Origin of the sequence: Desulfamplus magnetovallimortis (assembly GCF_900170035.1) — a bacterium.
GTDB classification, from domain to species: domain Bacteria; phylum Desulfobacterota; class Desulfobacteria; order Desulfobacterales; family Desulfobacteraceae; genus Desulfamplus; species Desulfamplus magnetovallimortis.
On record NZ_LT828540.1, the window covers coordinates 541,344 to 554,588 of the forward strand.

A 13,245-nucleotide genomic window follows, 5' to 3' on the forward strand; every position below is an offset into this window, starting at 1 on the left:
CCGGCGTCCTTCATATCGCATCAAAAGTACTTTACACTTTTTTGAGAAATATCCTTAAAAATAAGGTTGCTTCCCTGGAGAGTGTAAAACGGTAAATGAAGCATGCCGAAAATCCCTATACTTACCCTTTTACTTTTATTCTACCATTGGGCTGCAAAAAGGATTCCAGAAAAACAGGCACATTCTCCTGCCTTGAAAGCACTCCTTCCAGACTAAAATGGATACTTAAAACATCTTCCTCACTGGATTCGATTTTTATCTTCAAATCAGAAAGACGTTTTTCATATTTTTCAACAGTTTCATGAATGGCTTTTTCAATTCTTCCTGCTGTTTCAAGAAACCCACCTCCCATAAAACGGGTGATGTCAGGCATACCGTAGTCATCGGCAATCAATACACTGCCCCTGTTAGTATTCAGGAGTTTTCTAAGGTGGAGAATAACGGATTTTATCTCTTTTTCGGCACTTGTCTCTTCTGCTATATCTTTCCGAGACTCAAGAGATGCTATCCGTTCAAGAAGGGTTTGTTCATACATAATATCTGTCCTGGAGTAATTCTACTGCTTCTTAATTCTACTTTGTTAACTTCCTCAAAGCCGACACCTATGATCTTTTGAGCCTTGTCAACATTGTCTGAATCAGGATGTCCAAGATTAACAAGATAAGGCAGGATTATTTATCCTGAGCATCCTTTTCATCCTGGTTATCCTGATTCAGACAGCAAAAAAAGATAAGCTATCAAAGTAGTATTAAACGGGCATGATTGCGTATCAATCACCCCCAAATATAAAAATGATAGTCATTTTCACGGTAAAGTTTAAACTGTAAAAACTTACAAGTTGTGAGCGGTAAGCAGGGCAGTCGTTAAAAAGCTACCCTGCGTATGATCACAAACGGCAGAACAATTTAATAAAAGAAACCACGCAATCAAGATCAGGCATTTGGAGTTTCCCATGAATCTTCAGTTTCAATACCATCCGGCTCATAGGTCCATATAATCTTTGAATAGGTAAAAAGTATGGATTCCATATCCTTATAAGGCTTGTTCTCTTCAAGGAATGTTAAAGGATTAGACTCCTGCATCTCAACGATAATGGCCTTTTCCAGTTTGATGGTAAAGTAATGCTCCTCTTTTCCAGTATCGTTAATGCGGAAAAACTTAAGTTCCACCTTCATCTGCTCCCCTGTACAGCATGCCTGAAAAAGTCCTGGGGAAGCCTTGTCCTTATGCTTGATAACCTGAAAAGGCTTATGAATACGTTGCCCTGTTGGTAATCCTGTGTGGGTATCCCTTGGAATCTCAACTTTGTGGTCAATGCTGTAAACCAGTATCAGATCTTCTCTGCCCTGCTGAATGCAATCGCCTTTTATCTGACCTTGTTCATTTCCTTCAACTTTAAGATACGATGTCATTGCCATGGTGTGACCTCCTTAATTTGATGTTATTGTCCTTTTTCCCCCGTATTATTTATTAGAAAGTCTCCATAACATGCTGATATACAACGAATTTCATGCTTTTTTGTTATGCGTCAACAAAAATGTAGGTTTATTAGAAAGTCCCCGTAACATACTGATATACAACGACTTTCATGTTTCGTTGTGATGCGTCAGCAAACATGGAGATTTATATGAAAGTCTCAATAAATAGCTGTTTTTAAAACGACTTTCATCTCTTCGATTGTGGCGGGCATCCGCCATGTACGTTATACGGGCATCCTTGGTATTACATAAAAATAGTACATTGTCAGCGTGTAATAGTGTGGCAATGTTTGTTTAAGATTTGTCAAGTTTACCAACAAGGGATAGTTCAAAAGAAGCACCCATATACTTGAAATGTGGTTGAAGTTTCAATGATACCCTGTACCATCCTGGTTCTCCTTCAACATCTGATACGCTTATCTGGGCCTTTCTCAGAGGCCTTCTGCTGCGAACACCAGGTCCTGGTTTTTCCTGATCAGATACATATTGCCTGATCCAGTTATTCAGCTCATCTTCAAGTTCACCACGCTCTTTCCATGTACCAATGTTTTCCCTTTGAATCACTTTCATGTAATGGGCAAGACGGCTTACAACAAAGTTGTAGGGTAACTGCGTGCCAAGTTTGTAATTCAGTTCTGCGGCTTTACCCTCTGGCGTGTTTCCAAAATTTTTGGGTTTTTGAACGGAATTAGCGGAGAAAAATGCAGCATTGTCACTTCCCTTTCTCATGGTAAGTCCAATGAAGCCCTCTTCTGCAAGTTCAAACTCCCTTCGTTCTGAAATCATCACTTCTGTTGGAATTTTTGTCTGTATGCTGCCCATGGCTTCATATTGATAAAGAGGCATATCCTCCACAGAACCGCCACCCTGGGGACCTATGATGTTGGCGCACCATCTGTATTTTGCAAAGCTTTCAGTCATTCTTGAAGCAAAGGCAAATGCTGCATTTCCCCATAGAAATTTATCATTACCATCGGAAACATCCTCGGTAAAATCAAATTTTTTAGCAGGTACAGTATCCTGACCATAGGGTAGCCTGAGCAGAAAGTGGGGAACAGTCAGTCCAATATTTCTGGCATCTTCAGATTCCCTGAAAGATTGCCACTTCATATACTGAGGCCCCTCAAATATTGAACTTAAATCTTTGAGGTTTGGTAATCCTTCAAAGCTGTCAAGGCCAAAAAAAGCAGAGCCTGCCGCAGCAATAAAAGGTGCATGGGACATTGTGGATACGCTCGCAAGATTTTGAAGCAAAGATATATCCTGGGGACCCGGGCCAAACTCATAATTTCCCACCATCAACCCATATGGCTGACCGCCAAACTGGCCATACTCAGCAGTATAGGCAAGTTTATAAAGGCCTGACTTTGTAATTTCAGGAGCATCCTCAAAATCGTCCATCAAATCCTGTTTTGAAACATTTAAAATCTCAATTTTGGTATTTTCCCTGAAATCCGTATGATCCACAAGATACTTCAATGAGCGCCACGAAGACTCAAGCTTCTGAAAATCAGGGTTGTGTAAAATGGCATTCATCTGAAGACTGAGTTTTGAATCAATTGTTGATATCATCTCATCAATGATATCCTTGCTTATCTTGATCCCCTCCCTTTCGGGTTTTAAAAGCTCATCAATAAAAGCTTGAACTCCTTGACGGGTGGTTGCATATCCTTCATCTTCCGGCTTCAGACGTGTTGCCTGGACAATTTCGTCCAGAAGAGATAAACCTTCTCCGGTGGAAGCTGCCTGTGCCTGTTCTGTACTTTTTTCCTGTTCCGCCATTACGTTGCCTCCTTATTCCTCAATTCCAAGCTCTTTCAAAATCCGCTCCTTTGCCCCCGGATCTGTCACCAGTTCATTTAGTCTCTTTTTGAACTCGGGAATATTTCCAAGGGGGCCTTTTACCGCTTTCAAGGCATTTCTCAACTCCACAAGTTTTTTAAGTTCAGGAATCTTTTCAACAATGGCATCAGGGTTGAAATCAGAAAGTGAGTTGAAATCAAGCTCTACCCTCATCTCATCATCCGGTTCATCAGACAACTTGTTCTCAACCATGGCATCCAGTTTGACGTTATAGGATTTCAGGGCATCATTAAAATTATCCTTGTCAATATTAACTGCCTCTCTGTCCTCAATGGGGGTATCATCAGCTTCCATGGTAAAATCCCCCATAACCAGCACCTTCAAGGGAAGTTCAACCTCTTCCTTTGCATCTCCAACAGCAGGTTTGTAAACAATATTAACTCGCTCCTTTGGTGCAATTGACGCTTCTTTTGCCATAGTTACCTCCTGAATTTAATACGAATCAATTTATGATGAACCTGTAAAAAGTCCGAAATAGTAAACTTGCTATTAATAATTTCAGCATGTTACAACTCAAAAAATGCTGAAATCTGGCTTTTTACGAGACCATCAATTTATAATTATCTTCTAAAAATTGTAACACGATAAATAAAATTTGCCAAAAATCATATAATATTCAATGCTTTAATAGGATCAAGCAGGGATATCTCTTTTATTATTGATGCAATCTTCTGTTCATTTCCCTCATTTTGTTGAAGTCTGAGGATGGTCAATGCAATGGAGAGGGCATCAACGGCAATTTCCGGTTCCCATGATTTTAAATTGAACGTCTCAACACCCTGTAAAATATCATCAACATATGATGATGCTATCACAATCTGTTTTGCACTGATCAAAATTTTGCACAAACCAAGTTTCCACAAAAAACGCTCCCGCTCTGAACGTGATGCAGCCTTTGATGCCATGATATACGAGAGTGCCTCATCAATCCTGTTTTCAAGAACCATTTTTTCTGCTGCTGATATTTCAAGGGCTATGCGATGCACCTGTCGCCCATCCCGCAAGCCATGGGATTGTTCGTCTCCATGGGTTTGAGTAGTGAGACTATCAAGTGCCCCTGATGCTTTGGAACTAATTCCTAACCCCTTACTTCCGGAAATGATGTTTTTCAGCCACTCCTTTGTTTCAATGTCCGCAAAAGGAGTACCATCAGAAAATGAAAGGTTTTCTATCCCCTTAAGCCTTTTTGCATAAATGGCTGTTTCTGTGGCAACAGAAGCACAGATATCCTGATAACCAAGATTTTCCATGGCTTCAAAGACATAACGACTTAAATCCAGCCAAAAAAGATATTGCTGAACTCTGGATTCACAGGCATCAACCAGATTTTGCCAATCAGAGGCGCTGTAAAGTCTTGTTATAACTGAAATAATTTGTTCATCTGGGGGTGGCAACATTGTCTTGCCGCCGGTTGCAGTGGGAAGAGAGTCCACCGGAATCCATGCTGAAATCCTGCTCAGTCTGTAGGGAACGGGGTCAAACGGGCTCTGTTGCCTCATGGCTGATGCTGCCTTTGCAAGGAGTGCAACTCCCTGTTTTAGCACAACTTCAGCATCTTTGTATGCCTGGGATTGCGTATTTGAAGAAAGCGTATCACCCGTCTTTTGAATTGGTGGGGGTGCTGATACAGAACCTGAAGGTTGTTCTCCCTGGATATCCTGGACTGTTTTTTGTGCTGAAGTATTCGTACTTCCAGCAGTTTTTGACAAGTCATTACTGACAGCAGGATCTTTTTGTGAACTCTCCACATCTGTTGATCTTTTTGATGTGACATCGCTACCAGCGAAATGCTTTGATGGTGACTCAGCATCACCTAAGGGTTTTAATGAGGTAGCGGAAGAGGATGAGGGTTCTTCCATGGATGGTGTCGTATCCGAAGCTCCTGTTGGTGTTTCATCGGGTATTTCCAGCTTTTCAACTTCTATGGTGGATTTTAATTGATTAACAAGGGAACGAAGAAGCGGAGCATCTTCCATGTTCTCCCCAAGAAAAACATCAACAGCTCCAATATTATCAAGGAGCTGGTCTCTTTTTTCTTTATTCCAGACAACGCTTTGGGTATTTGAAAGATAATCTCCAGTTTTTTCAACCCACCACTCAATAATCCCCCTCCTGCCCTTCATGCGTTTCACCGGCGGGAACAGGGAATCCCAAAAGTTTTCAAGAAGATCCCGCAATACGTGTATCCCCTTGAAAAGCCCATCCATTTCTTCTGTCTTCATCATGGCATAACAATAATATGTAGCCACTTGAAGGTGTTTGGATTGAGTGCTGAGTATGGATGTTGAAAGTTTTATTACCTTTTTCCAGTCAGTGGGAGAATCGGCTGTGGGAGAGCCAAGTTTGGAAATTTCCTGGGAAAGGGCATCAAAGTCAGGCTCATACCGGACATCCTGTCCTGAAGGTGCTTTCTCTGATATTGGAAGTTTTCCTAAATCCGGCAAATCCATATATGTACTCCAGATAACAAAATTGATCGTTCAGTTAGCAGTATTGATATTTTTTACAGTATTTTCTTTTTTTAACGTGAAAATGACTATCATTTTTATGATTGGGGTTGGTCGTTGAATTCGCCCGTGAAGGTCTATAGAGGAATTGCCTCTTTGCCTTTTATGATTGTTGTTTTTTCTTCATTGGGGGAGAGCGTTTTCTCTTTGGACAACGGGATTGATTGTGCTTCCCTGAGAGGAAGATCTCCCGAAAAATTGTATGTAATGGTTATAGAGGAGACACTATTTTTTAAAAGCGCTTCTTTTTGATCAGGGAAATCATCGCTTGTAAATGTACGTGAATGATAGTTGAATTCCTGGAGAAATTCAAGAAAATGATCGTATTCTTTAAAAAGGGTAATCTCCGGAAAATGAATCAGGAGAATCAACTTCCCGCATGTTGCAGGATCCCATTCAAACTCTGCGGTTACAGGATAATTGTTGTTTTCCACCCGAACGATATTGTTGTTACAGTTCATCCAAAAAATGGTGGAAACAGGCTTGATCTCAGCCGTTTCATTTACTTCCATTGGAAGCGTTTCCAGAAAAATATTAAACTTCTTTTTCTTATCTACCATCTCCTGAAGGGGATCAGAAGGCTCAGAGGTTTGGTTTACTTTCGGTTTTATTGCATGGCTTTCCTGGGGCACAACAGCAACTGGCGGATACTTCCCACTTCTTTTTTTAATCTCTTTAAATATAGTTTCAGGGATTGCAGGAGGTGTTCTTTTCAGAAATCTGAGAACAGGCTCAATACCCTTAATGTCATATGCAACAAAGATATCTGACACAGCATTGCTTGTAAGATATGACATTTGTTCAGGAAAATCTGATACATTAAAAATTTTTCGCCCATCCTTGAAATCCTGAAGGAAACCGGCAAAGCCAAGTTGTCCTGTGTATGTTTTTTCCACTTCAATATCTCGAAATTGAATGGAAAGTGTTACATCTCCGCATGTTTCTGGATTCCATTTAAAAAGTTTAGTTTCAGGAAAATTATTGTTTAAAAGTTCACTCTTCTGGTCAGCACACTCAAGAACAAGCTTACTTGAATGGGGCTTTATCATGGCTTCATTGTTAACATTTACAGGTAGGGTCTGGATAGTGACGGTATAATCCTGCTGCCTATCCAGAATCAAGCCTTCACCCTTGTCAAGCAGTCTGAAGAAACTGTTATCAAAAGGCAGAGTCATGCCAAATGCTGTTCTGGCAAAATAGCCTGTTTTGTTTCTATCCAGAAAAGGATTGGCATATTCATTGGTAAACTTCCATATAAGACCATTGGCTCTGTCAAACATTACTGAGTTATATTTTCCAGGCTCAACATTTTCAGAAGCACTTAGAACCATCTCCTCCCACTTGTCCTGAAGAAAATAGATGCTATGATGGATACCGTAGTGTTTGAAATAATCAAACGGGCCTTTGATAAGTTCATAGACCTCGGATGAAGCTTCACTCTGTTTTATAAGGGTGTCAAGATCAACAAGTGCATCATTGACCTGCTGGTATGCTTTGCCCTCTTTGGAAGGATCAGATAGTACTGAAAAAAAATCCGATACCATATAATAGCATTTTTCCCTGTGCGAAGTGGCTGAAGAGAGAAGCTTGAGTGCTTCTTCGTATCCAGTCCAGCTTCTGGCAAGCAGAAGGTTAAAATCCATTTCGGTTGCCTGCATGCTGTCAAAGGTTTCATAGGCTTTCTTTGCTTTACCACCAAGTAACTTACCGGCGACCTTCTCCTTTTGAAGGGAGAGCTTGGCCATAAGGGAACCGCTTTCCTTCTTTTTTTCTGTCTCAGCAAGATGCCTGATTTTTTTTACACGGATAACCATTTTTGTCCATGCAGGGACTTTGTCTTTGTTTTGCCAGGGCAATTTAACATCTTCATCGCTTTGGGTGGAGGGTGAAGGGGCGCCCTCTCCCTGACTTTTCTGCAAAAGCTCAAACTGATCTGCCATAACATCCAAAAGGAGAAAATATGGATTATGGGATGTTACCATCAAATTTGCAGCATCCTGCCAGTTTCGGGTTACCCTATCCCATTGGTTTCCCTTGGGAAAGCGTACAACAAACTCATTCCATGCCCTGTAAAATTCCGTGGTGTACCATGCCCAGAAAGATTCTTCCATCTTCACAAATGCTTCCGGTGTTGGAAAAGCATTTTTAATCAATTTAACAAATTCCCGTATATCATCTCTTCCGGCACTTGTAAAAGCGCCTTTCACTCGAAAACGAAGCTCGTTTGGCTGTATATCATAACCTTTGAAAAAATCCGCAATCGTTATATCAGATGCACTACAGACAGATGAACTGACAAGCCACCTGAAACCTCCGCTTCTATCTGCTATTTTAGCAAGCTGTGCCTGAAAGTCCTGCAAAACTTTTTTATTAAATTGATCATTGCCAAACCAGCGAAGATATGCCCTGTAAACAGATGCAAATTTTATGGCAATCGTTCCCCTGATTTTGTTGTCAAAAGATGGAAAAAGAGATTCAATACTCTTTTCAAATTCCCTTTCACCATCTATTTTTTCGTTCAGGAGTTTGGCATCACCAATAGCGCGTTTCAAAAGAGCTATTCTTCCCACTGCATAAACGGCATAATTAACAACATCCTGATATGAAGTTTTTGAATTAAGCTGATCAACAGCATCAAAAAAGAAGCGATCAAGTGGCTTGACAAGTTGTTCCTGAACCTGCTCAAGGTAACGCTCTTTAAGCCTCTTTTCCAAAAGCTTTGAGTGGACAAGGCCTAATCGGGGAAGAAAGAACTCTTTATTTTCAGCTTCAAGTTTCTCTATCTCAAACCTTTGCCTGTCAAGGGCGAGAAGATTATCGTTTATATCTGAAACATCTGCCATCTTTAAAAAAACAGACCGGTCAAAGCTGTTTAGGGCTTTCACATTATTGTAATATGAAAGGGTAAGAAGTTCACAAAAGGCCAGAATAATAACCATAAGGGAGAATACGCCAAATCCCACAGTGGTTTTTCTCCACATTATAAATTCCGTTATGGGTGTAAAAATATTGCGATCCCAAGGTAATACAAAGTGGAAAAAATTCCTGAGAAAAAAACTTTGTCGATTGCCTGTACCTTCATTTGCTGAAGACGTATTCTGGCCTTTTATTAAAATATTGCTGGCTGCTGAAGAATTATTGGGCAGTGGTGAAGAGTCAACTCTGTTGTATTCTAAAGTGATTTTTGTGCGGTGTGCTGAAGAGAAATATATTCCCCTGAAAAACGGGGTTGCCTGATAGGTATCTTCACCAAAAAGAGCTTTTACACAGGATGTCAAACCTTGCTTCAGGCGTATGAATTCGGTTGGAAACAAAATGGCGCTGCTGTTCAGTCTGTTCTGTACAAAAATTGTTCTCAACTTTTTTAATTGATTAAATACAGATGCCATACACGAATCAAGTATCTCAAGAGCATCTACATTATCCTTTTCGTTGAGGTATCCCATTACCTGACTTTCTCTCTGCACAGGAATATGCTCGCAAAAATCAGTGAATCCGTTTACAAGATCCATTTTTGTCACTAAAAGATAGACCGGAAACTTAACTCCCATCACCCGCATTATCTGATTAATACGTTTACGGATGTTTTTAGCTTTTTCACTCAGATAGAGATCATCATCATTGAGAAGAGAATCAACTGAAATTGTTACGACAACTCCGTTGAGAGGTTCTTTCTTTCGATATTTTGCAAGTAGAACAAGAAATGCCTCAAAATCTTGCCTGTCAACTGATTCATCCACAGGAAGAGTATATCTGCCTGCTGTATCAAGGACAACAGAATGGTCAAAAAACCACCAGTCACAATCTTTTGTACCGGAATGAATTGCATCTTCGCTGACATCAGTAAGCGGTGAGCTCAGATTTGTATTTTTTAAGGCAGAGGTTTTTCCTGAGCCAGTCTCTCCCATAACAAGAAACCATGGCAGCACATAAAGAGGATTTCCTTTTCTCCTTAAATGGGAATGCTGTAGTTTTGCAATGGAATATTTCCATTTGGCAAGCATCTCTTTTTGACTGTCTTCTTCTGGACCCTGGGGTATTTTTTCCGCATCTTCCCGAATAACCCTCTGAACAAATTTTTTTTCATTACGCCTCACAAGATATCGGCGTATGGCAAGAACAGCAAAAATTATGCCTATAATCCCCCCTGCAAAACAGGCAAAAAACCACCACTGCCACCCCTTAATATAGATCATCCAGTAACCCGCAAAGGAGAGTAGTGTCAGAAAAACGAGGATCAAAAACAGAAATAACAGGAATTTAAAGAATTTCTTCAAGTCAGGATTTCCGCCATTACATCAATTAACGGAGATTTTGATCATCTCCAGAAGTTTGTTGTTGTAGAAGTAAAAAAGAGAAACAAAAAGCAAGATAGGCAGTAAAATAAAAAGGTACGAAAAACCGGCCAGCCCCTTCCATCGTTTTCTACCGGGGAGCTTAACAATCTCCTGTGCTCCAGCATATGGAAAGATAATATCAGTGAGCTTCGGAACCTGGTCAGTCTGTATGTTTTTAAGGGTATTTTCCTTATATATATTAAGTTCTTCCTGCTGAAAAGGTTGAAAAAGTGCACCCTTGAAACCCGAGGCAAGGCAGTACTGATATACTTCCAGAACGTATGCTTCTTCACTGCCGAGTTTATCAAGGTTTTTAAAAAAGGTCTCACCTGCATTTGTTGTATTAAAATATATTTTCTGGAGTGGGTTTTTTACCCAATCTTCCCTGTATTGCCAGTTAGTTTCAAGCAAAACCTCATCAATCCATGCAAAGACTGCAAAAAATGCCCTGTCCATTCTGGCTCTGGAAATGCCAGCAGATTTTGCAACTGCCTTTGCCTCATCTATTAAAAGGGAGTAAGTGCTTTTTATCTCTTCAAAGCCCAAAGCAGTGCCGTATGGTTGATCAGGTTTTGAAATATCAATCGTTGATTGATCAGCTACATTTGTGGACACACCCTCTCCTTGTAACACTCCAAGCTGGTCTGAAAGAGAATATGTATATGCAAAAAGTTTGGCAACACAATCTGTAATAGAGATATCCAAAAAGACCTCGTTTATAGAAAAAACTGTTGATATTTTGGGGGTTGGTTTTAATTTCGGCCAATGTGAATTTTTGTGAGGCTGTCTGAATCAGGATACCCGGGATTAACAGGATAAGGCAGGATTAAGGAATTAGCACGAAATAACATTCCCATTTTAAAACCTGCTTGTTCCGTGATTCAAGGAATCTGTCTTATGAAATGGGTAAGTTATTTAAAACCTATTCCTAAGCAAGTATCCTGAACATCTTTTTTATCCTGGTTATCCTGATTCAGACAAATGGCCGAAATTAGAACTAACCCCATATTTTGACGAGTTTATACTCTGGAAATCACAATTTCAATTGAGACAGCATCAGGAGCATTGCTCCAGTACAATGATATACCGCCTGATCGTCGGATATCAGACCATAAATGATATTTTGTGTCTATCCTAAAATAATTAGAATCCTGACGTTTCGGCATTCCAGGTGGTGGAACCAGCCTGTGTTTTACAGGGACTCCGGGAAGCGCTCTGGATATCATATTTTCAATACCAGAAGGAGTTCCTATTTTTATGATATTATGAAAATCATTTATAAGTTTATCTGGATCAGGTGCATTATGAACAACAATAAAAAACAGGCATGACTCATGGAACTCTTCAAATGGGATTGTTGCCTTAAAGTAGTCATTATCCCGTATAAGACTTATAATGCTTTCACCTCCAAGGGAGATTCCCCTTAGCAGTTCACCAATTAGAAGGTGTGCCTCATTAAAACAGGTAAAAAGTGATTCGTGATCATATTCCGGTAGCATCAAGGTACCATCTTTCAACTGCCCCAATGCATTAATTCTGTCAGTAAATGTACTTAGTTCGCCAACAATCGCCCTGATCAAACCATATGCAGCATGGGGATGAACATCGCCTGTTTCAACAATATGATTCAACATCGGCAGGATTCTGTTCAACCCATTTAGAACAAGCAGATGAGGAATAAAATGCGCATCAAAATCAGATGATTGAAATCCTTGAGCAAACTTGTAGGACTCAAAGACCCTGCACCTTGAAATTGCCATTTCCCGAAGATTTTTCAACATCTGCATCAATATATCAGAGCTTGAAATTTTATAAAGAGGTGGAACGTACTCTCTGGAAACAACAACGCTGTCACCATCAAATTTAAGTTGCATTATCGGAAGAAGGGAGTAATCACTGAATTTTTCAATTTCATGATCCCAAAAAATCTTTAAACAGTGCTCCATTCTACGGACATTAGCAGAATCTCCTCCTTCATGTATATCCCTTGTCTCTTCTGGTTCAAGGGGAGAAACAAAACGGGTTCCTATCTTATCCAGGGTATCTGTATCATTTATGGATGTCACATTTTTTTTATACTGTTCCCACTTTTTTAAACCTACATAAGCTGTAATTGGCTTGTCACCTTCAGCATCAAATGAGAGTTCCTTGAAAGAGCGTGGAATAGTAGTTGCGTTTCCAGGGTATTGTATCCACGTACCATCCTGAAAAATCAGCTCACATCGGGTAATCTCAAGAATACGCTGATCAAGAGCCGTCTCCTGAATTTCCATTGTTCCACATCCCCAGAAAAAGGGTGTGTGATACAGTGCATGGGGCATGACAAGTGAAGCAAGGTAATTGTCGAACTGCTGGAAATGGTGAGGTTGCAGAAAAAGCCCCTGATTCCATAATATAGGTTTTATGCAGTTATTCATTTTCGTTTATCTTTTTAATATCATGGGGGCCAAGGAAAATATCAAATTTAAGATCAGAGATGGTAACCACCTCTTCCTTGAAAATAAATCCCTGCTTCTTTACTTCATAGGGAATCTCGGCCGTACATGTGACCCTTCCAGGAGTCAAATCATAATATCCTGCCACAATACCAACCCATTGGCCATTTTCCGCCCTGTCCAGAATCAATTCACCTGATGCACCGGGATCCACAAAAACTTTTTGAATAAATTTGACACTTGGATCGAAATTTTCAGCTTTCAACAATTTAATTAAGCCTTCCCTGAATCCTGCAAGTTCATTGAATTTGTTGATGGAGTCAAACTGATATATTACAACCTGAATTGCATGGGATGTCCCTTTGTATTCATTTAGCATGTTATCGGCATGGTAAGAGATTTCAATTCCCCGCGGCTTAAATTCCCATATGGGCTGGGGAGGAGGCTGCTTAGAGGCACATGCACCCATAAGAAAAGTGGTAGATAAAAGCACAGCAACAACACAAAAGTTACGAAATTGAGAGAAGATCATACTGGAGCTAAAGAAATCAATGTAATTTTTCATGGATACGACACCTGTATAGATGGGATTTGCGTTCAGGAACGATTTTTTCATGGAACAAGA

At 40.1% G+C, this 13,245-nt stretch carries 9 protein-coding genes; all 9 read right to left on the bottom strand.

Annotated features, from left to right (window positions below; all coding sequences use genetic code 11):
* Positions 1-121: 121 nt before the first annotated feature.
* The gene (tssE, locus tag MTBBW1_RS02275) at positions 122-535 is read right to left on the bottom strand and encodes a type VI secretion system baseplate subunit TssE (protein ID WP_080798571.1); all 414 of its coding nucleotides are present in this window, start codon (positions 533-535) and stop codon (positions 122-124) included.
* A gap of 397 nt (positions 536-932) precedes the next feature.
* Positions 933-1,418, bottom strand: a complete 486-nt coding sequence (locus tag MTBBW1_RS02280) for an Hcp family type VI secretion system effector (protein WP_080798574.1) — start codon at positions 1,416-1,418, stop codon at positions 933-935.
* 354 nt (positions 1,419-1,772) lie between these two features.
* The gene (gene tssC, locus MTBBW1_RS02285) at positions 1,773-3,260 is read right to left on the bottom strand and encodes a type VI secretion system contractile sheath large subunit (protein WP_080798577.1); all 1,488 of its coding nucleotides are present in this window, start codon (positions 3,258-3,260) and stop codon (positions 1,773-1,775) included.
* Between the two features lie 12 nt (positions 3,261-3,272).
* Positions 3,273-3,758 (bottom strand): type VI secretion system contractile sheath small subunit, encoded by a 486-nt coding sequence (tssB, locus tag MTBBW1_RS02290; protein ID WP_080798580.1) that lies wholly within the window; start codon positions 3,756-3,758, stop codon positions 3,273-3,275.
* A gap of 188 nt (positions 3,759-3,946) precedes the next feature.
* Positions 3,947-5,791, bottom strand: a complete 1,845-nt coding sequence (locus MTBBW1_RS02295; RefSeq protein ID WP_080798583.1) for a TssA family type VI secretion system protein — start codon at positions 5,789-5,791, stop codon at positions 3,947-3,949.
* 134 nt (positions 5,792-5,925) lie between these two features.
* Positions 5,926-10,044, bottom strand: a complete 4,119-nt coding sequence (locus tag MTBBW1_RS02300; RefSeq protein WP_080798585.1) for a type VI secretion protein IcmF/TssM N-terminal domain-containing protein — start codon at positions 10,042-10,044, stop codon at positions 5,926-5,928.
* 102 nt (positions 10,045-10,146) lie between these two features.
* Positions 10,147-10,800, bottom strand: coding sequence for a DotU family type IV/VI secretion system protein (locus tag MTBBW1_RS02305; RefSeq protein ID WP_186441040.1), 654 nt, complete (start codon positions 10,798-10,800; stop codon positions 10,147-10,149).
* Between the two features lie 404 nt (positions 10,801-11,204).
* Positions 11,205-12,602: a type VI secretion system baseplate subunit TssK gene (gene tssK / locus MTBBW1_RS02310; protein WP_080798593.1), complete on the bottom strand. Its 1,398-nt coding sequence runs from the start codon at positions 12,600-12,602 to the stop codon at positions 11,205-11,207.
* Positions 12,595-13,236 carry a type VI secretion lipoprotein TssJ gene (locus tag MTBBW1_RS02315; protein WP_186441041.1) on the bottom strand — a complete coding sequence of 214 codons (642 nt, stop codon included), beginning with the start codon at positions 13,234-13,236 and terminating at the stop codon, positions 12,595-12,597. The genes tssK and MTBBW1_RS02315 overlap by 8 nt, the downstream gene beginning before the upstream one ends.
* Positions 13,237-13,245: the final 9 nt, after the last annotated feature.